General features: G+C 41.4%; 19 protein-coding genes and 6 tRNA genes. 17 read left to right on the top strand and 8 right to left on the bottom strand.

Annotated elements, in window-relative coordinates; translation table 11 throughout:
* The first annotated feature begins 1 nt into the window (after position 1).
* Positions 2–526, top strand: a complete 525-nt coding sequence (locus FTV04_RS12755) for a DUF1543 domain-containing protein (RefSeq protein WP_180078791.1) — start codon at positions 2–4, stop codon at positions 524–526.
* A gap of 139 nt (positions 527–665) precedes the next feature.
* On the top strand, positions 666–1,658 hold the full coding sequence (locus tag FTV04_RS12750) for a DUF2804 domain-containing protein (RefSeq protein WP_180089804.1): 993 nt from the start codon (positions 666–668) through the stop codon (positions 1,656–1,658).
* Positions 1,659–1,709: 51 nt separating this feature from the next.
* Here FTV04_RS12750 and FTV04_RS12745 read toward each other — a convergent pair whose 3' ends face one another.
* On the bottom strand, positions 1,710–2,585 hold the full coding sequence (locus FTV04_RS12745; protein ID WP_180089802.1) for a metal-dependent hydrolase: 876 nt from the start codon (positions 2,583–2,585) through the stop codon (positions 1,710–1,712).
* 145 nt (positions 2,586–2,730) lie between these two features.
* On the opposite strand from FTV04_RS12745, the gene FTV04_RS12740 reads away from it, so the two are divergent.
* Positions 2,731–3,759, top strand: coding sequence for an AraC family transcriptional regulator (locus FTV04_RS12740; RefSeq protein WP_180089800.1), 1,029 nt, complete (start codon positions 2,731–2,733; stop codon positions 3,757–3,759).
* Positions 3,760–3,843: 84 nt separating this feature from the next.
* Here the strand turns inward: FTV04_RS12740 and FTV04_RS12735 are convergent, their stop codons facing one another.
* Positions 3,844–5,178: a Na+/H+ antiporter NhaC family protein gene (locus tag FTV04_RS12735; protein ID WP_180089798.1), complete on the bottom strand. Its 1,335-nt coding sequence runs from the start codon at positions 5,176–5,178 to the stop codon at positions 3,844–3,846.
* Positions 5,179–5,541: 363 nt separating this feature from the next.
* Here FTV04_RS12735 and trpA point away from each other — a divergent pair, with 363 nt between their 5' ends.
* The 4 genes from trpA to FTV04_RS12715 are packed head-to-tail and all read left to right on the top strand — an operon-like array spanning position 5,542 to position 9,492.
* Positions 5,542–6,345, top strand: a complete 804-nt coding sequence (trpA, locus tag FTV04_RS12730) for a tryptophan synthase subunit alpha (RefSeq protein ID WP_078191221.1) — start codon at positions 5,542–5,544, stop codon at positions 6,343–6,345.
* Positions 6,342–7,238, top strand: coding sequence for an acetyl-CoA carboxylase, carboxyltransferase subunit beta (gene accD, locus FTV04_RS12725; RefSeq protein WP_180089796.1), 897 nt, complete (start codon positions 6,342–6,344; stop codon positions 7,236–7,238). Before trpA ends, accD begins: the two co-directional genes overlap by 4 nt.
* Positions 7,235–8,518: a bifunctional tetrahydrofolate synthase/dihydrofolate synthase gene (gene folC, locus FTV04_RS12720; protein ID WP_180089794.1), complete on the top strand. Its 1,284-nt coding sequence runs from the start codon at positions 7,235–7,237 to the stop codon at positions 8,516–8,518. The genes accD and folC overlap by 4 nt, the downstream gene beginning before the upstream one ends.
* On the top strand, positions 8,515–9,492 hold the full coding sequence (locus tag FTV04_RS12715; RefSeq protein WP_180089792.1) for an SPOR domain-containing protein: 978 nt from the start codon (positions 8,515–8,517) through the stop codon (positions 9,490–9,492). The genes folC and FTV04_RS12715 overlap by 4 nt, the downstream gene beginning before the upstream one ends.
* Before the next feature lie 20 nt (positions 9,493–9,512).
* Here the strand turns inward: FTV04_RS12715 and FTV04_RS12710 are convergent, their stop codons facing one another.
* From FTV04_RS12710 to FTV04_RS12700, 3 genes are all read right to left on the bottom strand, one after another.
* A complete protein-coding gene (locus FTV04_RS12710; RefSeq protein ID WP_180024522.1) occupies positions 9,513–10,112 on the bottom strand; it encodes a dual specificity protein phosphatase family protein in 600 nt (199 codons plus the stop codon).
* Positions 10,102–10,929 carry an MBL fold metallo-hydrolase gene (locus tag FTV04_RS12705; protein WP_180009052.1) on the bottom strand — a complete coding sequence of 276 codons (828 nt, stop codon included), beginning with the start codon at positions 10,927–10,929 and terminating at the stop codon, positions 10,102–10,104. Before FTV04_RS12705 ends, FTV04_RS12710 begins: the two co-directional genes overlap by 11 nt.
* A gap of 314 nt (positions 10,930–11,243) precedes the next feature.
* Positions 11,244–11,879, bottom strand: coding sequence for a peroxiredoxin (locus FTV04_RS12700; RefSeq protein WP_180024520.1), 636 nt, complete (start codon positions 11,877–11,879; stop codon positions 11,244–11,246).
* A 337-nt stretch (positions 11,880–12,216) separates the two neighbouring features.
* On the opposite strand from FTV04_RS12700, the gene secA reads away from it, so the two are divergent.
* From secA to FTV04_RS12650, 10 genes are all read left to right on the top strand, one after another.
* A complete protein-coding gene (secA, locus tag FTV04_RS12695; protein WP_180089790.1) occupies positions 12,217–14,940 on the top strand; it encodes a preprotein translocase subunit SecA in 2,724 nt (907 codons plus the stop codon).
* Positions 14,941–15,084: 144 nt separating this feature from the next.
* The gene (locus tag FTV04_RS12690) at positions 15,085–15,441 is read left to right on the top strand and encodes a hypothetical protein (protein WP_180089788.1); all 357 of its coding nucleotides are present in this window, start codon (positions 15,085–15,087) and stop codon (positions 15,439–15,441) included.
* Between the two features lie 160 nt (positions 15,442–15,601).
* Positions 15,602–16,822 (top strand): bifunctional glutamate N-acetyltransferase/amino-acid acetyltransferase ArgJ, encoded by a 1,221-nt coding sequence (gene argJ / locus FTV04_RS12685; RefSeq protein ID WP_180089786.1) that lies wholly within the window; start codon positions 15,602–15,604, stop codon positions 16,820–16,822.
* 150 nt (positions 16,823–16,972) lie between these two features.
* Complete coding sequence (nadA, locus tag FTV04_RS12680) at positions 16,973–18,040, top strand: quinolinate synthase NadA (RefSeq protein ID WP_180089784.1); 1,068 nt, start codon at positions 16,973–16,975, stop codon at positions 18,038–18,040.
* A gap of 154 nt (positions 18,041–18,194) precedes the next feature.
* Positions 18,195–18,271, top strand: a tRNA-Pro gene (locus tag FTV04_RS12675).
* A gap of 45 nt (positions 18,272–18,316) precedes the next feature.
* A tRNA-Arg gene (locus FTV04_RS12670) sits at positions 18,317–18,393 on the top strand.
* 44 nt (positions 18,394–18,437) lie between these two features.
* A tRNA-His gene (locus FTV04_RS12665) sits at positions 18,438–18,513 on the top strand.
* 3 nt (positions 18,514–18,516) lie between these two features.
* Positions 18,517–18,593: transfer RNA gene (locus FTV04_RS12660), tRNA-Pro, on the top strand.
* A 105-nt stretch (positions 18,594–18,698) separates the two neighbouring features.
* A tRNA-His gene (locus FTV04_RS12655) sits at positions 18,699–18,774 on the top strand.
* Positions 18,775–18,791: 17 nt separating this feature from the next.
* Positions 18,792–18,868, top strand: a tRNA-Pro gene (locus tag FTV04_RS12650).
* A gap of 115 nt (positions 18,869–18,983) precedes the next feature.
* Here FTV04_RS12650 and FTV04_RS12645 read toward each other — a convergent pair.
* The 3 genes from FTV04_RS12645 to FTV04_RS12635 are packed head-to-tail and all read right to left on the bottom strand — an operon-like array spanning position 18,984 to position 21,186.
* Positions 18,984–19,463, bottom strand: a complete 480-nt coding sequence (locus FTV04_RS12645; protein ID WP_078191210.1) for an OmpA family protein — start codon at positions 19,461–19,463, stop codon at positions 18,984–18,986.
* 8 nt (positions 19,464–19,471) lie between these two features.
* Complete coding sequence (locus tag FTV04_RS12640; RefSeq protein WP_180089782.1) at positions 19,472–20,689, bottom strand: diguanylate cyclase domain-containing protein; 1,218 nt, start codon at positions 20,687–20,689, stop codon at positions 19,472–19,474.
* The gene (locus FTV04_RS12635) at positions 20,686–21,186 is read right to left on the bottom strand and encodes a YfiR family protein (protein ID WP_180035852.1); all 501 of its coding nucleotides are present in this window, start codon (positions 21,184–21,186) and stop codon (positions 20,686–20,688) included. Before FTV04_RS12635 ends, FTV04_RS12640 begins: the two co-directional genes overlap by 4 nt.
* Between the last annotated feature and the right edge of the window lie 536 nt (positions 21,187–21,722).

Genomic DNA, 21,722 nt, shown 5'->3' with positions numbered 1-21,722 from the left:
TGTGTCCAGTTTATTTATGGTGATGCTCGGCGGACGCCATCCAAGAGCAAATATCGAAGTGCATGATGTCATTCTTGCAGTGGGTAACGCATTAGAAGAGGTTTATCCACAACTGAGAACGGCATGGTTTGGTGAGCAAAAAGGCTTACATATTGATGCTTGGGCACAGGTACATACAGTCAGCACTGAAAATCGGCATTATCGTATCCAATTTTGTGATGCCGCGCCCCGAGCTGAAGATGAAAAATTATGGCTGATTAATCTCGGGGGATATGATGCCCGCGAATTTGGTGAATTACATCGTTATGTTTTGGTGACAGGACAAAATGCCGTTGTTGCAAAACAACGAGGCAAGGCTTTTTTTGAGTCACATTGGCAAAAACAGCATACCGACCGAACCCTAGATGTTGATGATTGTATTGCGATTGATCATGTGTATGGGCGCTATATCGAATTGGTTGAAACGCCGCATAGCCAGCAAAATTCATGGAAAAATGATTACATCTTAATAAATGAACATTTGTGATGATTAAGAGCTGAAATGTCAGCTTTTATATTTTTTTGTGATATTCGCCTGAAATCAGATGGATTGTCTTTTCAGGCGTTAAATAATAGGCATAATAACATTCAGGATTTAGACCTTAAACCTCAATGGAATGGCGTATATGGATTTAATACGGCCGAATGGACAGCCGCATTATGGGCGTTTTAGTGAACTTCCCAATCGCATCGATTTAAGTAAGTATGAATATAAGACACCGTATGGAAAACGACTTCAAGGTTGGCGTAAGCGTTTAAAATATAAAAAATTTAAATTTTGTTGTATTCAGCATGATCATTATACGATTGGTCTAGCGATTGCCGATATCGCGTGGGCGGGGCACGGTTTTGTCTATGTGTATGACCATATTACGAATGAAGTGTTGGAATGGAATTCGATTAATTTCCTATCACGCAATACCGTTTTAGATGAACAACCTTTATTTAATCAGAGTCATTTTATTAAGTCAGGGATTCAACTGGACATTCAGCATGCCAATGGTGTGCGATACATTCAAATGTCGAAACATGGCGAACTCAAACTGAGCGCTCGAGTGTTTTGTGCGGGGACTGATCCGCTGAGTATGTGTAGCCCCACAGGGATTAATGGTTGGACCTATACTCAAAAATTGACGACGTTAGGCTGTGAAGGTTTCTTTATCAATAAGCAAGGCAAAACCATTCAATTCCATGACCGGACATTGGTGTCTTTAGATGATACCTGTGGTTTTCTTCGTCCTGAAACCGCATGGTTTTGGCTTTCGTGTAACTTTTGGGACAGTCAAAATCGACGCGTTGGGATCAATCTTGCCTCTGGTGTAAATGAAAGCTTTGGCAATGAAAATTGTCTGTGGGTCAATGGACATCTGTATGCCATGTCTGATATGCTGTTCCAGCAACAAGGCGATAATCAATGGAATATTAGTTCATTAGACAACAGCTTAAATTTGATCGTCACCACAGGTTGGCGGCGCTATGAAAACCTGAATTTAAGATTGGTCGGTAGTCAGTTCAGTCAATGGCAGGCAAAAATTAGCGGTACAATTCAACGTGATGGCGAAGAAATAGTATTCTTAAATGAATATGGTTTACTTGAGCAGCACTATGCCAAATGGTAAGTCTAAGCCTATAAAAAAGCCGCAATCGATGCGGCTTTTTTTATTCAATTTTTATTTTGCAGCTTGCCAAAACACTTCTGCAGCTTGAATTGGATCATTGGTTTCTTCATAAGTTTTTAACCAAAGATCATAATTTTGCACAATGGGATGCTGACTCGGATGGAAGTCTTTTTTAAACCAATCTCGATATGGTTTGCTCATACGGGTGAGGGTGCCATTTTTACCAAAGAACCACGGTAAGCCTTTCATATTTAATTTTAAACGTTCAGTGAAACTGAAGCCGTCATGTTTCAGCATCACATTGGCACGGTATAAGGTAAAGCCGAGCATCAATCCACTGGTCCAGACCAGAGTGAATTTCTTTAAATTTTCATCGACCTTCGCCACATCTTTCATCACATCAAAAGCCACATCGCGATGTTCCATTTCTTCTATCGCATGCCAAATAAATAATGCACGGACATAAGGATGCGCAGATTCTAGTACGGACTTTTGGCTACAGAACGTTTCAGCCATCAGCGCGGTCAAATGCTCGGCAGAAGCCGTCATGGCAATGTTGTATTCAGGTGAGCGCTTGCTCAGTTCAAATTTAAAAATTTTATTTAAGCGTTTAATGAAAGCATCAACAGGCATGCCTTGTTGTTTCATCAACATATTCATTTTGTCATGCGCCATACCATGCTGCGCTTCTTGATGAATAAAGTCAGCGACACGTTGCTGTAAATCAGGGTCTTGAATTTGACTGCGGAACAGACGTACAGATTCAATAAAATAGCGCTCGCCATCAGGAAAGGTCAGGCTCAAGGCATCAAACATACGTGTTAAAAAGGGGTCTCCGCCAAACCAATAGCGCGGGATTTCTTCTAACTTAAAATTTAGCTTTGTGCGAACAATGGGTTCGACTTGATATTTGACGATAGCATTCATGATATTTTTTCTGTGCGAGTCGTATTGATTGCAGTATGTCGGAGAAATTGCACTTTGTTTTGACAGATATTGCCAATTTTTATACATTTTACGCCATGATGAAAATATAAAATGTCAGAATTGGCAGGTCAGAAAGAGGGGCGAGATGGCTGAAATTCAGATCCCAAACGGTTACTTCCAACTATGGAATATGGTCTTAATTGAGCGTGAATTAAACTATACACAGCTCGAATGGATTGCGCCGTATGCTGCGCAAATTCAGCATGTGCTGTCTTTGCCGATCGACTCTCAATCGCCGAATTCTTTTTTTAACAGCATCATGCAACTGACTCAGCAGCATCTGGATTGCCCGCAATTGGTTTTTGAAATGGCCAAGTATATTCGTGCGGAGCATTTTGGGGTGTTAGGCTATATGGCGACACTGAGTAATAGCGTAGCAGATGCTTTGCAATATGTGATGCGGTTTAGTCGTTTGGTGATTGATGGCGCGCAAATTGTGCCGATGAATATGAGCCATCAAGATCATCAAATTATACTGTCTTGGCCACAGCATGATGATGAATATGCGTTGGTGAATGAATTGACCATGGCCTGTATGGCACATTTGGCCAAGCAAATTTTTCCAGATTCTTTAAAGTTACTCCGCATTCATTTTGCCCATGTGCCGCGGATGGCACGTTATCACTATGAAAAGTTTTATGGTTGCCAAATGGATTTTTCGACCCTTAAATATTCATTTGTGATTCATGCCGATAGTTTGGATTTAAAGTCAGAACTTGCTGATCCGTCACTGATGCAATTGTTATTACGCCAAGCCGAAGAGGCGATCGCCGCTCGTCCGCAACATGCCGATCCAATTCTACAGATGCAACAATGCATCGCTGATCATCTCAAACGAAAACAGCAAGCCCCTAAAATAGAGTGGTTAGCAGAGGAGTTACATCTGTCAGTCAGAACCTTGCAACGACAGTTAAAGGAGAAAGACACCTCGTTTAAACGGCTTTTGGAGCTTGAACGGATGAAACGCTGTGAATATCTACTTTCACAACAAACCCATTTGACAGATATCGCGTTGCAGTTAGGATATTCAGATCAGTCTGCTTTGGCACGTGCTTTTAAGGCATATAGCGGAGAGACATTATTAGCGCGAAAAAAAGCCTTGAGATTAGAATAAAACGTGCAGATTGCTCGTTAAGAAAAGCCTTTCAAACAACATTAAAAAAAGCGGTCAAACGACCGCTTTTCTTTAAAGCCAAACTTATGCCGCAGCTTTTAATTTTGGATACCGAAGTAAAATGGCAAGGATGGCAAAGATTGCCAAGACCCAACAGTAATACACACTACCAATCAGTTCCACAGGCGAAAGTTTTGCGATCGAACAAGCCAGTAACAGCTGTGCACCATAAGGAATGAGACCTTGGACTACGCAAGAGAAAATATCCAAGAGCGCAGCAGCACGTTTAGGGTCTACACCATATTCTTTGGCGACTTCACGTGCCATGTCACCAGATAAAATAATTGCGACAGTGTTGTTTGCCACAAATAGGTTGGAGAAAATCACCAAGAAACTGATACCAATCTCACCTGCCCGTTCAGCACCAACTTTAAAGCAGCGTGTCATGCTGTAAATGCGTTGAATTAGCCATTCTAAACCGCCTTCTTTTTGCATAATGGCAGAAATACCACCCAAGAAAATAGAAAGCAGGGCAACTTCAAACATGCCGGTAAAGCCGTCATAAATAGAATTATTTAAGCTTAAGAAGTTAAATTCAGGTTGAATGACCAACCCAATCAAACCAGACAGTAAGACACCAATAGTCAGCACAGCAAGCACGTGTAAACGTGAAAAGGCCAAAATAAATACGGCTAAATACGGCAAGATCAGCCAAGCATTATAGGCTTTGTGTTCAATCGCTTGTGAGCCTTGACTCATGAATAAATAGATACAAATGCTAACGATCGATGCAGGAACAGCAATCCAAACATTGACTCTAAATTTATCGCGAAGCTGAACTTTTTGACTGTTCGTTGCAGCAATGGTGGTATCTGAAATCATCGACAGATTATCACCAAACATAGCACCGCCGACCACAGCACCAATGGCATACACCACTTCAATTTCGGTGACTTGAGCAAAACCAAAGGCAATTGGTGCACAGGCTGCAATAGTGCCCATGGAGGTTCCCATCGCTGTGGCAATAAAGGCTGCAATAATAAACAGCATAGGCAGCACGAACTCAGGCGCAATCACCGATAGTCCCAACTGCACTGTTGCATCGACACTACCGATGGCACTGCTGACACTGGCAAAAGCACCAGCGAGCATAAAGACCATGAACATTAATATCAAATTCGGGTGGCTGGCACCTTTCATAAAGGTATCAATCGCGTCATTGATCTTGCCGCGATAGAGCAAAATTGCCAATACAATCGCAGGAAGAGCAGCGACTGGGGCTTTCACTTGATAGAACGCAAACTCAGTTCCAATGATGGAATGGTAAATACCGCTGCCCAAAAAAATGGTCAGAAAAACAATAAGCGGGAGCAGTGCAAATGCCCGAGCAGGCACTTTCACTTGTGAATCGGAGGACATAGGAGATAAAAAAATAAAAGTATGCGGCTAGTATAAAGCAGGTTTTGCAATTTAAGGAAAATTAAAATGTAAATGCTAAGCCTGTTATTTTTAACATTTTTTTGATGATAAAATTAAGTTAATCTAAAACCTTATAATTTTGCCAGATCCTAAAATTAGGCATCTTTGATCATTGTGAAAAAAACTGAAATATCGGTAAATGATGCTTTCGGGTTGTTCTGGAAAATTATGTTTGCATGAGAAATGCCGACTGAGGATTGTATGCCCTGTTCAATGGGTAAAAAATAGCGTTACAATGCGATGTCTTGTATTTCGACAAAACCCACATCATAGTTTTGATTCATTCAAGGAAAGTATAACCCTATGTCACGTTTAGCCACTCGATTTGGAACGCTTAAATCTCAACAGCGTAAGGCCTTGGTTTCTTATGTTATGGCTGGTGACCCTCATCCACAAGTAACGGTACCTTTGTTACATCAAATGGTTGAGGCAGGTGTAGATGTGATCGAATTAGGTCTTCCATTTTCAGACCCAATGGCGGATGGTCCTGTTATTGCACTTGCCGCTGAGCGTGCGCTTGCTGCAGGAACCAATACTCTAGATGCCTTGAACATGGTGAAAGAGTTCCGTAAAAACGATACAGAAACACCGGTAGTACTGATGGGCTATTTAAACCCTGTTGAAGTAATCGGCTATGAAAAGTTTGTTGCCTATGCACACGAATGCGGTGTAGATGGCGTGCTCTTGGTGGACCTTCCACCAGAAGAAGCAAAAGATCTAGATGCAGTATTGAAAAAATACGACATGGATCAAATCTTCTTACTTGCGCCAACATCCACTGATGAACGTATTCAGCATGTAGTAAAACAAGCCAGTGGATTTATCTACTATGTTTCTTTGAAAGGTGTGACAGGTGCAGCGACATTAGACGTTGCTGAAGCTGCGGCACGTATTCAAAAAATCAAATCGTATACTCAGGTACCTGTCGGCGTTGGCTTTGGTATCAGTGATGCAGCATCGGCGAAAGCTATGGGTGTTGCTGCAGATGCGGTGATTGTAGGTAGTGCTTTTGTTAAACAATTTGCAAACTTAGCGCCAGAACAAGCTGTAATCGAAACAGTGAATAAAGTGAAGGAGCTTCGAGCTGCGCTCGATGAGTTAGTATGAGTCAAGACGCAAAAACAGGCAAAATTCTGAGCGCATCTACGCCATGGACAGAGCGTGCGGTACCAGGTATTCATGTACCTGATGAACAGCAAGCATTAAAGGCGACATTTACTGAGCCGACGATTGAATGTCCTGAGTGTCATGCACTTGTGACTCGTACTGCGATGTCATTTAATGCCTACGTTTGTCCGCAGTGTGATGAACACTTGCGAATGAAAGCGCGTGATCGCTTGAACTGGTTCTTTGACCAAGTACAAAAAGAATTGGGTCAAGAATTTAAAGCCAAAGATCCACTTAAATTTGTAGATAGCAAAGCGTATCCAGACCGTATGTCTGAAGCGCAGAAAAAAACCGGTGAAACAGAAGCTTTAGTGGTAATGCAAGGAACGCTGAAAGGCATTCCAATGATTGCGACTGCTTTCGAATTTGATTTCATGGGCGGCTCAATGGGCACAGTGGTCGGTGACCGTTTTGTTCAAGCGGCTGAACTTGCGATTAAAGCTAAACAACCGCTTATTTGCTTCGCTGCTTCTGGTGGTGCGCGTATGCAAGAAGGTATGTTGTCACTCATGCAAATGGCGCGTACTTCTGCTGCCATCCAAAAAATGAAAGATGCAGGCTTGCCTTATCTAGTGGTATTGACACATCCTGTCTATGGTGGTGTGACTGCATCATTAGCAATGCTCGGTGATGTTCATTTGGCTGAGCCAAAAGCCATGATTGGTTTTGCTGGTAAGCGTGTGATTGAGCAAACTGTACGTGAAAAATTGGACGAACCGTTCCAACGTGCGGAATATTTGCTTGATCATGGTGTAGTCGATCAAATTGTCCACCGTCATGCATTACGTGATACAGTTTATCGTATTGTAGCGAAATTGATGAACTTGCCTTGAACACAGCACCACTTGCATCTGATTCTTTAAGTACATGGCTCGATTATTGGAGCCATGTTCATGTTACGGGTATTGATCTAGGTCTGGAACGGGTGATTCCTGTTGCAGAACGACTCGGTGTAACCCAGCCTGATGCGAAAGTGCTGACGGTCGCGGGAACAAACGGTAAAGGTTCAACCACGACCACTTTGGCTGCGATTTTAAATGCTCAAGGTTATAACGTGGGGCTATACCAATCACCGCATATTTATCGATTCAATGAACGTGTAAAGCTTCAAGATGTTGAAGTGTCCGACCAAACCCTGATTGATGCTTTTGTCGCAGTTGATCAGGCGCGTCGTGAATGTGAATTAAGTTTATCTTTTTTTGAAGCGACCACTTTGGCCGCTTTTGTTATTTTTAAACAGCAACATTGCGATGTATGGGTACTTGAAGTCGGCCTCGGTGGCCGACTTGATGTAGTCAATGTCGTCGATCCAGATGTTGCAGTGATTACCAATATTGGTTTAGACCATACCGATTGGTTGGGTGACACCATTGAAAAAATTGCTTTTGAGAAAGCAGGGATTATTCGTCCAAATATTCCTGTGATTTTTGGTGGGCAGCAAGTTTTACCTGAAGCCATTCGTCAAAAAGTAGAAGATTGCCAAGCCGCTTTACATGTACTCAATCGTGATTATTTTTATCAGTACAGTGATGACGGACAATCTTGGATGTTTGCTTCATCAGGTACAACTTTAAAACTGCCAGTGGGTTCTTTGGCACTCGAAAATATCTCTACGGCTGTAGCGGCAATATTGGCCAGTGGTTTGGTGGTCTCTCAGCAGTCGATCGCTCAGGGGATTATCAATGCCAAGTTACAAGGCCGTTTTGAAGTTAGAGAAATTGCAGGAAAAACGGTGATTTTCGATGCGGGACATAACCCGCATGGTGTTGAATTTTTGTTAAAGCAATTGCGAAATTTCCTCCAGTACAATAAACAATACACAGAAGTGATCAGCGTTTTCTCCATGCTGACTGATAAAGACATAAATTCTGTCGTTAACTTATTGAAAGATACGGTAAGAATGTGGAAAATTGCACAATTAAATGTGCCACGTGCGGCATCTATCACACAATTGGATAGCGCACTGCAGCATCAAGTCGTAGAACATTATGACAATGTGCAATTAGCTTTTAAGTCCGCGCTGGAAGAAACAAAGAATAATCAGCTGATTCTGGTATGTGGTTCATTTCATACCTTAGAAGCGGTATGGGAGTATCTGGAAGAATGTCAATGAATAACAAACAACGCTGGATGGGTGGTGTTGTTTTATTAGGTGGTGGTGTACTGCTGGCCGCACTTTTACTTAAAGGCAAAGAAGAAATACATCAAAATCAAAGCCAAACCCCTGAAATGGCTCAAGTTGAGCAACAAGGTCAGGGGGCGGGTAAAATGTCATCATTGACCGTTGATGTTGAAACTGAAAAGCGTTTGCTCGAAGAACAACGACGTACCCGTGAAAAATCGGTTGCGGAGCAAGAAGCACGCGCAGCAGAATTTTTAGCGATGCAACAACAAGCGGAGGCTGATGCAGCACGTAAAGCAGCAGAAGAATATGCAGCTTTAAACGCACATCGTTCAGCTCAACAAAGTTCGGATAATATTCCTCCCGAATTGGTTGAAGATGAAAAAGTCAAGCAAAAGCGTTTAGCTGAGGATAAGTTGGCGGCTCAAAAAAAGTTAGAGAGTCAGTCGGCGCAGCAAAAGGCTGATCAGGCACGTATCGCAGCAGATAAACAAAAAGCCGAAGCAAAACGTAAAGCGGATGCTCAAAAAGAAGCTGAACGTAAAGCACATGCTGAAGCTGAGAAAAAAGCAGCAGATAAGAAAGCAGCCGAAGCGAAGCAACAAGCTGAAGAAAAGCGTAAAGCCGAAGAAAAACACAAGGCAGAAGAAAAGCGTAAAGCCGAAGCCAAGAAAAAAGCTGAAGCTGAAAAAGCACGTGATCTGTTGGAAAATGGCGATAAGCAATGGATGGTACAAGTTGCTCTGGCAGCTAATGAAGCCAATGCAGATGCCGTCGCTGCAAAATTACGTGCAAAAGGCTATAAAGTGACGAAGAGTCCTACATCTAAAGGCATTCGTATTATGGTCGGTCCTTCGAAGGACCGTGATGCTGCGGACGCAACACGTAAAAAGATCAATTCAGATGCAAGTTTGAATATGAAATCTGCGTGGGTGATTGATTGGGTACCACTCGATAAACGCTAAGTTTATTTGAGGAATGACCTTTAATAAGATGGATTCAGTAGTTGCTGCTGAATCCATTTTACATTTTCAGGGCTGAATAAACGGTCAATATTTTTCCAAATAGGGTGGAAGCCATAGCCACCTTGTTTCATTTCACGTTTTGCTTCCTCAATGGACCAATGCTGAAAAATAATACGGTACATGGCCACACTCGCGCCTGTACGGTCTGAGCCGTGGTAGCAATGGATTAAAACTTTTTGCTGCTGTTGTTCAGCTTCTTTTATGGTTTTCATCACCGTCAGTAAATCTTCACGATCGATTTGCCACGTGTGTATCGGAATATGTACAAATTTAATCTTTTGCATATCAATAGCATTTTTTAAGCGTTCTGGGTCATGGTGCCGTGAACGTAAATTTATGATCACATCGATTTGCTGTTCTCGTAGAAAAGGGGCGAGATCTGTATCAGGTTGTTCACTGCGAAATAGCGTTGGGCTGATTTGATAAAAATTATGCTGTTGATGAACGACTTTCCCCCAATGCTGAGGACGTTCATTTAACGGTAATGGATTTGATGTCATGCAACCCGTGAAGCTGAAGCTAACACTGAGTAGGATCATTGGTAGAATTTTAGCGGTCATAGCTTGTATTCTGATAGCGAGCGAATTCGAATGGGTCATGTGCACAGATGAGATCGATGTCCGGATGCTGCGCTAACTGCTGAATCTTATGAAGGGAGTGCAGTCGCTGTGTATTGTCGGTGGCAAATAAACGCTCAAGCTGATTTAAGGCCCGCGAATGAAAATTTGGATTTAATTGATGCTGTGAGTAATAAGCATCGCCACAATATAACAACCAGCGCTGGTTATTTTTAATCGCAATACCGGCATGACCCGCGGTATGTCCCAAAAGTGGAAGCATTAAAATGTCATCTTGAAAAATAGACAGACCGGCAGTGTGTTCTAAGTTAAACCATGCTTGCGTCCCGATGCTTTCGATAAAATTCCAATAACGATGCAGTTGGAACTGCTGTGGTCGATAGCGCAGTCGTGATTTTAAGCTATGAAGGTTTTGAGTGGCATTATATTCACTGGCTAAGACATGCACAGTCGCCTGCGGAAAATCAGAGATCCCGCCAGCATGATCAAAATCTAAGTGTGACAACAAAATGTGTTGAACATCTTGAGCCTTAAAGCCTAATTTTTGAATTTGATGAATCGCACTCAGTTGCGGATTAAATTTGATCTGTGCTGTGCGTGAAATAAACCGACCTAAACGATTTTGTGGATGCAAATAATCTTGTAAGCCCAGTCCTGTATCGACTAAGACGAGCCCTTTATCAGTTTCAATGAGCAGGCAATGACAGACCAAATGTGCGCGAAAGCCTTTCTGTCCAAATAAAGGGGCACACGTTGGACAAAAACTACCACAATGTAAATGATGAATTTGATGAATCACGGTTTGTTATTTTCAAGTTTTTCTTAGTTATAACGGAATTGTGATGTTTAACCAATCTAAACCCTGAGAGGAATTTGTAATCAAAAAAAAGCTCATCCGAAGATGAGCGGGTTGGAGACTGCCAGAACGGGCTCGTCATTCGTTCTGAGGGGAAAACTATAAGTAACTATAAGTAACTATAAGTAACTATGGTTGTGATTCTGAGTTGGGTCAGGTGCTGCACTTAAAAATAGTTAAATTTGTACCTTCGCTTTGGTCACTCACAGCAGAGCTTCTTATCTTGCGCTCGGACAGCGTAATGCTCCGTTTTATCCTCACTTAGGTTGAGGCGTTAAACGAAGGTAAGGCGTAACTGCGTTATATCCTTGAGGAAACCGTTGTTTGATTTCCTCTTCATCTTTTAATGACGGCACAATCACCACATCTTCACCTTGTTGCCAGTTGGCCGGTGTTGCAACTTTATGGTTGTCTGTCAGTTGCAAAGAGTCAATGACACGTAAAATTTCATGGAAGTTACGCCCTGTAGATGCAGGATAAGTAATGATTAAACGGACTTTTTTATGTGGATCGATGATCACCAAAGAGCGAACAGTTAATGTTTCGCTGGCATTGGGGTGAATGAAATCATAAAGGGTAGACACTTTACGGTCTTTGTCTGCAATGATCGGGAAGTTCACCGTGGTATTTTGAGTATTATTAATGTCATTAATCCAACCATGATGCGACTCAACATCATCAACAGATAGGGCAATGGCCTTGACACCACGTTTGCTAAATTCATCTTTTAGTTTTGCGGTAAATCCAAGTTCTGTGGTGCAGACCGGGGTGTAATCGGCAGGATGCGAAAATAAAATGCCCCAACTGTCACCTAAAAAGTCATAAAAATGAATGCTGCCTTCGCTTGAGTCTTGAGTAAAGTCTGGTGCAGTATCACCTAAACGAATCGTCATGGAATATCCCCGTATTTATTGAATTTGTTTAACTTGAAAATAAATATGAAGGATTTTTTTTATGATTAAAAATAGTGTTTTTTCATTTCTTTATGAATATATTTCATATAAAACAGTTTTATTGGGGGATAAATGCGAAATATCTCACGACAGAGTCACTATGTTGTCTGCAGAAAATTTGTTACATTAGCTTGCCTTAAGTCTCCGGGGCTAGAACCCGAGCGCAGAATATTTAAGGGGATTTTTGTGCAAAACCCTTGTACTTCGAATTTCTAGCACCATAATAACGACTAAGAAAATATATTCATTTGACAAGCAAGATTTAGAGAGTCTATTCATGTTGGCAAGTCTGATCGGAGGAATCTTCGGTACCAAAAATGAGCGCGAACTCAAACGCATGCGTAAAATCGTAGAGAAGATAAATGCGCTCGAGCCGACGATATCTGTTCTAAGCGATGCAGACTTATCTGCAAAAACTGAAGAATTCAAAGAACGTTATAAAAAAGGCGACAGCCTTGATAAATTATTACCTGAAGCGTTTGCTGTTTGTCGTGAAGCTGCAAAGCGTGTCATGGGCATGCGTCATTATGACGTACAGCTGATTGGTGGTATTACTTTACATGAAGGTAAGATCGCAGAGATGCGTACCGGTGAAGGTAAAACCCTCATGGGAACGCTTGCTTGTTACCTCAATGCGATTAGTGGTGAAGGTGTTCACGTGATTACGGTGAACGACTATCTCGCACAGCGTGATGCTGAATTAAACCGTCCATTATTCGAATTTTTAGGTTTAAGCATTGGGATTATTTACTCAATGCAAGACCCAACTGAAAAAGCTCAAGCGTATCGTGCTGACATTACTTACGGTACCAACAACGAATTCGGTTTCGATTACTTGCGTGACAACATGGTTTTTTCTGCTGCTGAGAAAAAACAGCGCAGCTTAACCTATGCCATCATCGATGAGGTCGATTCGATCCTGATTGATGAAGCGCGTACACCGTTGATCATTTCTGGTCAATCAGAAGATTCATCTCAGTTGTATGCTGCCATTAACAGCATTCCACCAAAACTTCATGCACAAAAAGAAGAGAAGGTACCAGATGGTGGTCACTTCTGGATTGACGAAAAACAGCGCTCTGTAGAAATGACCGAAGTCGGTTATGAAACTGTTGAAGCTGAATTGATTCAAATGGGCTTGCTTGCTGAAGGTGAAAGTCTATATTCATCTGCTAATTTAAACTTGGTGCACCATGTTTCTGCGGCCATTCGTGCGCATTACCTATACCAACGCAACGTGCATTACATCATCCACGAAGGTGAAGTGATCATTGTCGATGAAAACACTGGTCGTACCATGCCGGGTCGCCGTTGGTCAGAAGGTTTGCATCAAGCAGTGGAAGCAAAAGAAGGTTTGGAAATTCAACCTGAAAACCAAACTTTAGCAACTACAACATTCCAGAACTATTTCCGTCTATACAAAAAATTATCAGGGATGACGGGTACTGCAGATACTGAAGCTGCAGAGATGAAAGAAATTTATGGCTTGGATGTTGTACTTATTCCAACCCATCGCCCGATGATTCGTAATGACCAAAACGATTTAATCTATTTAAACCGTGAAGGTAAATACAACGCCATCATTCAAGAAATTCAACGTGTTCATGAAGCGGGTGTTGCACCGATCCTGATTGGTACAGCAACCATTGAAGCCTCTGAAATTTTATCAGATAAGCTGAAAGAAGCTGGTATTCAACATGAAGTACTTAATGCGAAACAACATGAGCGCGAAGCGGATATTATTGCGCAAGCGGGTTCACCTCGTGCAGTAACCATTGCGACTAACATGGCTGGTCGTGGTACTGATATTCTGTTAGGTGGTAACTGGAAAGCGTTGCTGGCGAAGATTGAAGAGCCGACTGAAGCAGATGAAGCACGTTTGAAAGCAGAGTGGGAACAAAATCATGAAATGGTGCTGAACTCTGGTGGTTTACACATCATTGGTTCAGAACGTCATGAATCTCGTCGTATCGATAACCAGTTACGTGGTCGTGCGGGCCGTCAAGGTGACCCAGGTGTGTCACGTTTCTACTTGTCGCTTGAAGATGACTTGATGCGTATCTTCGCAGGTGATCGCGTAGTTGCAATGATGCGTGCCATGGGTCTGAAAGAAGATGAAGCCATTGAGCATAAAATGGTGTCACGCTCGATTGAAAATGCACAACGTAAAGTTGAAGCACGTAACTTCGATATTCGTAAAAATTTATTGAAATACGATGACGTAAACAACGAACAACGTAAGATTATTTACTCTCAGCGTGATGAAATTCTTGTTGAACCGTCTTTACAAGATTACATCGAAACGATGATTCAGGATGTGACTAAAGGCATGATCGAAATATATATTCCACCTGAGTCTATTCACGATCAGTGGGATATAGAAGGTCTTGAAAAGGCGCTACGTGAAGATCTATCGATTGAACTGCCAATTTCGCAGTGGTTAGAGCAAGATCGTCGTTTGGATGAAGAAGCTTTGGTTGAACGTATTACTGATGAAGTTCTTCAGCACTACCGTTCACGTCGTACGCAAATGGGTGACGAAACGGCTGCAATGCTCGAACGTCACTTTATGTTGAATTCATTGGACCGCCATTGGAAAGAGCATTTGGCAGCAATGGATTACTTACGTCAAGGGATTCATTTACGTGGTTATGCGCAGAAAAATCCTGAGCAAGAATACAAAAAAGAAGCCTTTAATTTATTTGTAAACATGCTTGCTGTGATTAAGTCAGATGTCGTGACAGATTTATCTCGTATTCATGTGCCTACAGCCGAAGAGCTTGCAGAAATGGAAGCTCAAAAACAGGCTCAAGCTGAATCAATGAATCTTCAATTGTCACACAATGACTTTGATAATTTGTTGGCTGAAGCCAACGGTAATGATGTTATCGATGCGCAATATACACCTGCAGAGCAAGTGATTGTTCCGCCAGAAAGTCGTAACTCACCGTGCCCATGTGGTTCAGGTCTAAAATATAAACAATGTCACGGTAAAATTTAAACAGCATTGTTTAATTTCAAATAAATCAGAGCCATCGCGCTCTGATTTTTTATTTACTCAGCTGATCTGACCTGAATAGTATTTGCAGTGCAGCGGATTAAATGTTATTTAGTTTCTATCAATAACCGTAAGACGGAAAAGACAATGAAAAAAGTACTAAAACCGTTCATGATTGCTGCTTTGGCTTTGCCAACTTTTGCCTTTGCAAACGCTCCTCAGACGACTTCTTTAGAGAAAGTTCAACAAGCAGTTGGTCCAACAATAACTCAAGTACAGATTGGTACTGACGGTCAAGTGACTGTAGCAAGCCCGCGTACGGGTATTCGTTATACCTTTGCCAATCCAAATCGTCCAATCGTATTGCAAACTGCGAAAATTGCAGCAGCCAATGCGGCGAATGCTGACCGTATTGTGGCTGAAAACCCAGCACTTTCAGCTGCGAGTCAACAAAAAGCGAAACAAGTGCTTCTTGATGAAGCAACTCAGCTTGCGCGTAACTAATTTACGACGAACATCGATAAAGACCAGTCGAAAGACTGGTTTTTTTATGTGCAAAAGAAATCCACAATAAAATTACAGCAAAACCGTGCTTCTGCTCGATTTTTTATAGATTTTGCACTAAGCTGTATTTTTTATAACTCATATAGTTGGACGTTGAAAAATGGCAGTTGGTGACGTATCTATGCCACAGATGCATGTGGTGAAAGGTGTAAAAATCGGTTCGGCTGAAGCGTATGTGCGCTATCAGAACCGACGTGACCTTGTCATTTTTGAATTTGCTGAAGGTTCTAATGTCGCAGGCGTTTTTACTCAAAATGCATTTTGTGCAGCACCGGTGCATATTTCGAAAGCGCACTTATTAGCAGGTAATCCACGTTATTTAGTGATTAACACCGGAAATGCCAATGCCGGTACTGGCAAAATCGGCATGGCAAATGCTGAGGCGACGTGTGCGAAACTGGCAGAACTGACAGGTGTTCAAAATACAGAAGTTCTTCCATTTTCAACAGGTGTAATTGGTGAGCAATTACCTATTGATCGTTTGGTTCAAGGCTTGCAACCAGCATTAGATAGTTTGCAGGAAGATGCTTGGTTGGAAGCGGCAACGGGCATTATGACCACAGATACCACACCTAAAGGTGCATCTGAACAATTTGAGTTAGATGGCGTTCTGTATACCATGACAGGTATTTCTAAAGGCGCAGGCATGATTCGTCCAAATATGGCGACCATGTTGAGCTATGTGGCAACTGATGCACCCATTAGCCGTGAGCTGGTGCAACAGCTTTTGAAAACCACAGTTAACCTGTCGTTTAACCGTATTACGGTGGATGGTGACACTTCGACCAATGACTCATGTATTTTGATTGCAACGGGCCAAGCTGGTGGCGTAGAAATTACTTCAGAATCAGATTCACGTTATGCTGCTGTTTTAGACGTGTTAACACGTGTAATGAAACGTCTTGCACAGCTCATTGTCCGTGATGGTGAAGGTGCGACGAAGTTTATTACTGTGGCGGTAGAAGGCGGCGCAGATACTCAAGAATGTTGTGATATTGCTTATAGCATTGCACATTCACCGTTGGTTAAAACTGCAATCTTCGCATCAGATCCAAACTGGGGCCGTATTTTGGCAGCTATTGGTTATGCAGGTGTGCCAAACTTAGATGTTGAAAAAATTCAGGTCTGGTTAGGTGATGTTCAAATCTGTAAAGACGGTGGTGCCGCAGCAGATTATACCGAAGCAGCAGGGGCTGCAGAGATGGAGAAATCTGAGATCACGATCCGTGTAGATTTAGGACGTGGCAGTGCGCGAGATACGGTGTATACCTGTGACCTGTCGTATGACTATGTTAAGATTAACGCAGATTACCGTTCATAAATTTGATGTTTTTGAAAAGCCTCCGTTGTGAGGCTTTTTTATAAGTGGAACTTTTTAATGACCGGTAAAAAATAGCCAAGTGTCATATTTATGGGTCAGTTGTGAAGCACCTGTGTAGTAACAGGCATTAAGGATAGAGAAGACGTTGTGATGAATAATGCAAACAACTTAATTGCAAATGAAGCAAAATCAATTGTACAAGCGCATTTGGATCGTTTGGGCGATGTTAAAGAGCATCACTTAACGGAAGCTGCAAAGCTTGAAAAGTTTGAATTAATTAAAGCGGAACTCAAAAAACGTAACGCTGTCCTTGTTGCACACTATTACTGTGATCCTGAAGTGCAGGAACTAGCAGAACTGACCGGTGGATGCGTTTCGGATTCACTTGAAATGGCACGTTTTGGTCGGGATCATGAAGCAACGACGTTGGTGGTTGCAGGAGTGAAATTCATGGGGGAGACCTCGAAGATTTTATCTCCTGAAAAAACTGTATTGATGCCAACCCTAGAAGCAACATGCTCACTTGATTTGGGTTGTCCTGTCGATGAATTTACCAAATTTTGTGATGCACATCCGGATCATACGGTTGTGGTATATGCCAATACCTCGGCGGCAGTGAAAGCGCGTGCAGATTGGGTGGTAACCTCGAGCTGTGCTGTTGAAATTGTTGAGCATTTAGATAGTTTAGGTGAAAAAATTATTTGGGCACCCGATCAGCATCTCGGTCGCTATATTCAAAAGAAAACCGGTGCAGACATGTTGCTATGGGATGGGGCATGTATTGTCCATGAAGAGTTCCGTGCACGTGGTATTGCCAATATGAAAGCGCTGTATCCTGATGCAGCAGTTTTGGTACATCCAGAGTCACCAGAATCTGTGGTGGATATTGCAGATGCCGTCGGTAGCACCTCGCAATTGATCAAGGCTGCACAAACCTTGCCATACGAACGTTTAATCGTGGCAACAGATCGCGGTATTTTTTATAAAATGCAGCAAGCTGTGCCGAATAAAATTCTCATCGAAGCACCGACGGCAGGTGAGGGAGCGACTTGTCGTTCATGTGCGCATTGCCCTTGGATGGCCATGAATGAATTAGATGGCATTCTCGAAGTTTTACAAAAAGGCGATCAGGAAATTTTCGTAGATCCAGTGCTCGCTGAGCGTGCTAAATTGCCTTTAGATCGGATGTTGAATTTCAGTGCCAGTTTAAAACGTTAATTTTTGCTTGAAAAATGATTAAAGTGCTTGATAAATAATCGCTTGAAATGATTTTTTATGTTTTTTTGAAGATAGGTGTTGACGTTAATCAACGTCACGCCTAGAATGCACACCGTACCGCACGATATGCGATACAGCGAAAGCTGAGATGAAACGGAGCATAGCACAGCCTGGTAGTGCACCTGGTTTGGGACCAGGGGGTCGTAGGTTCGAATCCTACTGCTCCGACCAATTTCTCAAGGCAAAAATCGCGTGATAGTCTATGTCATCGGTAATGCGCCTGTAGCTCAGTTGGATAGAGCATCCGCCTTCTAAGCGGATGGTCACAGGTTCGAATCCTGTCAGGCGCGCCATTTTAATGGTGTTCTGATAATAGAATCTGAAACTTGTTGTGATGGTGGATGTAGCTCAGTTGGTAGAGCCCCGGATTGTGATTCCGGTTGTCGTGGGTTCGAATCCCATCATTCACCCCAATTCGGAGCATAGCACAGCCTGGTAGTGCACCTGGTTTGGGACCAGGGGGTCGTAGGTTCGAATCCTACTGCTCCGACCATTTTCTCAAAGAAAACGGTCGATAAAAGATACCGCATACAGCGGTTTTTTTATGCCTGTAATTTAAAATGCGTTATATTGGTTATTCACAAGCAAGAACATGATGGTGGATGTAGCTCAGTTGGTAGAGCCCCGGATTGTGATTCCGGTTGTCGTGGGTTCGAATCCCATCATTCACCCCAACTTTTAAAGTTGAAAGCGGAGCATAGCACAGCCTGGTAGTGCACCTGGTTTGGGACCAGGGGGTCGTAGGTTCGAATCCTACTGCTCCGACCATTTATCTCAAAAGTAATACTATGAAAAAGATGCCGCATATAGCGGTTTTTTTATGCCTGAAATTTATAAAAAATAAAAAAAGCCACCATAAGGTGGCTTTTCTAAATTCCGCTATTTAGGGAATGATCGTGACATTTACACGACGGTTGATGGCACGATTGGTTTCAGTGTCATTAGAGACCATCGGCTGTTCAGCACCACGGCCAATAATTTGAATATTTGAACTGTTATAACCTTGCTTTAAAAAGACGTTTGCGACGCTTTGCGCACGTTTTTCTGACAGTTGTTGGTTGTAATTGGCTTGTCCAACATTATCCGTATGACCAATAAACTTAATTTTATTCAGGTCATATTTAATCAGTTGAGTGGCAAGTGTATTTAACTTGCCTTGTTGGTGAGGTTGAATTTGATAATCATCAAAACCAAATAAAAGACGTTCTGGTAGGGCAAGTGTCCAACCATCGTTGGTCAAGACAAAACCTTCTTTTTTAAGCATGCGTGCTTGTTTGTAGCTTAAGTTACCTAAACTCATGCAGGCTGTCATAGTGGCCGTGAATGCAAGTATAAATAAAACTTTAAATGCGTTCTTTAACATAGCAAATCCTATGAGTTGGGGCGTTGTGGTGCAATGCACCAATGATTATTCGAAAGTTTAGCATCATGCATCGCGCGATCCGCATCTGCGATTAGATCTTCTGGCGATTTCGCATTTTGGATCAGTGCTACACCAATATTAGCTTGTAATGCAATATTATGTTGCTCATAAACAAATGTGGAACCATAGCATTCATGTATTTTGTGACAAAAGACTTCGAGTTCTGTCAGGAAATTTAAATGATTGATAATAATTGCAAATTCGTCACCACCGAGTCGCGCAACGAAAGCATTATCTGGTAGTGCTTGTTTTAAACAATGTGATGAGGCGCGTAGTACTGCATCACCAGCTAAGTGTCCATATTGGTCATTCACATGTTTAAAGTTTTCAATATCGACAAAGAACACAGCAGTGTTCGCTTTTAAGTCAAATAGCTCAAACAGCTTTTCATAAAAATAATTACGATTTGGCAATTGGGTTAATGCATCATGACGTGCTAGATGAATTAGCTTGTCATTTTCTGAAATCAAGTTTTTATTTGACTGTTCAATTTCACTAAGTAAACCATTAAAGGCGGTACTGAGTGCGTGTAATTCTTGAATATCAGAGTTTGAAACCCGCATTTTATAATCTTTCTTAATGCTAATGGTTTGGGCTGATTCAACAATAGAGCGAACAGATTGCATTAAGTATTGATAAACAGAATTCACCGACCAAAACACAGTAGCCAATAAAAGAATAAAACCTAAAAACAAGCCCAGCAAAATTTTATGGAAGAAACTAACTAAATCTGAAGAGTTTCCATATACGACCAGTTCGCCGTAACTTTTCTGATCATGATGAATATCTAAACGAATCGGTTGGCTAAAAAAGAAATAATCTAAAATCGCTTGGCTAGAGAATGTTGAAATTTCTTTTTGCTCAGCATGAGCAAGCGACGCATTTTGATGGTTGGTAGTTTCAATCGATCGAATGGGATACAGTTGAGTGTATTCATTTAAAATTTGACGCATCGTTGTTTGGTCATTAAACACCACAGCGGGTTGAACACGTTCGTTTATCGCATTTGATAAAATCGTTAAGCTGTTTTTTGCATAGGTATGCATAGTATAAGTGGAAATAACCAAAAAAATCGCAGAACAAATCGTAAAAGTTAAAGCGAAGATAGTGAGCTGCGAACGCGTAAATAATTGGTGTAATGTAATTGGGTTATAGAGTTGTTTCATTCAGCTGACTCCGATGACTTCGCCAGTAATAAAACGCGTGGATCAATATGTATTTGTGACTGCGTTAAGCTTTCCATATTAATTTTAAACGAATAACTCTGATTTTTTTTATACAAACAAAATGCACTGCCAGACTCACACTCACTATTGTTACTACTTAGAGAGAGGGCGGGGAAATTAACATGGTTGTTTAAAATACTTTGTTCTTCTTTTGCTGATAGATTGGAAAAAAATAAAACTTGGCAATGACTAGATTTGATGTCATTCACATTGATGGCTGTAATTTTATAAGTGCTGTGGGTTGGCGCAAGTTTTTTAAAATCATTGACTAAACTTGAATTATTAATCACACAAAATTTGGGTGAAGTGGTTTCCCACTTGGCATAACTCAATATAGAGAAAGTGGTTGTGAAAATATTTGCTGTGGGAGCTGCATATAATATGGGTGAAATGGAGCACGCCATTATTAAATAGGCAGTTTTTTTAAAAACAACCATACGAAATCAATAATTCTTAAATTAAATGGAATGAAAATTGGGTTTATATACGTTTTATTATATGAAATAGGGTGTATATAGCCCAATAATAATACAAAAGAATGTTTATGTGTTTAAAAAAGCGACATGCGTAAAATAAATCATAAAAAAGGTGTTGCGTTGGATCATAAATGCTGTAGAATGCACAACCATCGGCGGTGATGAAGATTAAAACTTCTGATAAAACAATGACTTGGTTGAATTGATTAAGTTGGGTTTTAGAAAGAAAGTTTAAAAATAATTTGAATTACCAGTTGACTCTTTAGAAATAAAGAGTAATATAGCCGACCTAGCTTGCTGGTGATGAACCAACAAGAAGATCATTAAGAGATTATGAAGAACAACTTGTGTGGATTTTTACTAGTTGATTGATCGAAATTATTTTCATTGATTGATGGTAGAAATTACTCGAAGTTTATTTGAGCAAATTTTTGTCAGTAATTGATGAGCCAAGATTGGTACACTATATGTACTATTGATTTTAAACTGAAGAGTTT

The organism is Acinetobacter sp. YH12219 (assembly GCF_013417875.1).
Classification (GTDB): Bacteria; Pseudomonadota; Gammaproteobacteria; order Pseudomonadales; family Moraxellaceae; genus Acinetobacter; species Acinetobacter amyesii.
This window is presented reverse-complemented; position numbering and strand designations above follow the sequence as displayed.

Excerpts from the sequence above, each read along its gene's own strand:
- nadA (WP_180089784.1), top strand. The coding sequence starts at position 16,973 with ATGAATAATGCAAACAACTTAATTGCAAATGAAGCAAAATCAATTGTA.
- FTV04_RS12640 (WP_180089782.1), bottom strand. The coding sequence starts at position 20,689 with ATGAAACAACTCTATAACCCAATTACATTACACCAATTATTTACGCGT.
- FTV04_RS12710 (WP_180024522.1), bottom strand. The coding sequence starts at position 10,112 with ATGACCGCTAAAATTCTACCAATGATCCTACTCAGTGTTAGCTTCAGC.
- argJ (WP_180089786.1), top strand. The coding sequence starts at position 15,602 with ATGGCAGTTGGTGACGTATCTATGCCACAGATGCATGTGGTGAAAGGT.
- FTV04_RS12635 (WP_180035852.1), bottom strand. The coding sequence starts at position 21,186 with ATGGTTGTTTTTAAAAAAACTGCCTATTTAATAATGGCGTGCTCCATT.
- FTV04_RS12700 (WP_180024520.1), bottom strand. The coding sequence starts at position 11,879 with ATGACGATTCGTTTAGGTGATACTGCACCAGACTTTACTCAAGACTCA.
- FTV04_RS12645 (WP_078191210.1), bottom strand. The coding sequence starts at position 19,463 with ATGTTAAAGAACGCATTTAAAGTTTTATTTATACTTGCATTCACGGCC.
- trpA (WP_078191221.1), top strand. The coding sequence starts at position 5,542 with ATGTCACGTTTAGCCACTCGATTTGGAACGCTTAAATCTCAACAGCGT.
- FTV04_RS12735 (WP_180089798.1), bottom strand. The coding sequence starts at position 5,178 with ATGTCCTCCGATTCACAAGTGAAAGTGCCTGCTCGGGCATTTGCACTG.
- FTV04_RS12745 (WP_180089802.1), bottom strand. The coding sequence starts at position 2,585 with ATGAATGCTATCGTCAAATATCAAGTCGAACCCATTGTTCGCACAAAG.
- FTV04_RS12750 (WP_180089804.1), top strand. The coding sequence starts at position 666 with ATGGATTTAATACGGCCGAATGGACAGCCGCATTATGGGCGTTTTAGT.
- FTV04_RS12690 (WP_180089788.1), top strand. The coding sequence starts at position 15,085 with ATGAAAAAAGTACTAAAACCGTTCATGATTGCTGCTTTGGCTTTGCCA.
- secA (WP_180089790.1), top strand. The coding sequence starts at position 12,217 with ATGTTGGCAAGTCTGATCGGAGGAATCTTCGGTACCAAAAATGAGCGC.
- accD (WP_180089796.1), top strand. The coding sequence starts at position 6,342 with ATGAGTCAAGACGCAAAAACAGGCAAAATTCTGAGCGCATCTACGCCA.
- FTV04_RS12715 (WP_180089792.1), top strand. The coding sequence starts at position 8,515 with ATGAATAACAAACAACGCTGGATGGGTGGTGTTGTTTTATTAGGTGGT.
- FTV04_RS12740 (WP_180089800.1), top strand. The coding sequence starts at position 2,731 with ATGGCTGAAATTCAGATCCCAAACGGTTACTTCCAACTATGGAATATG.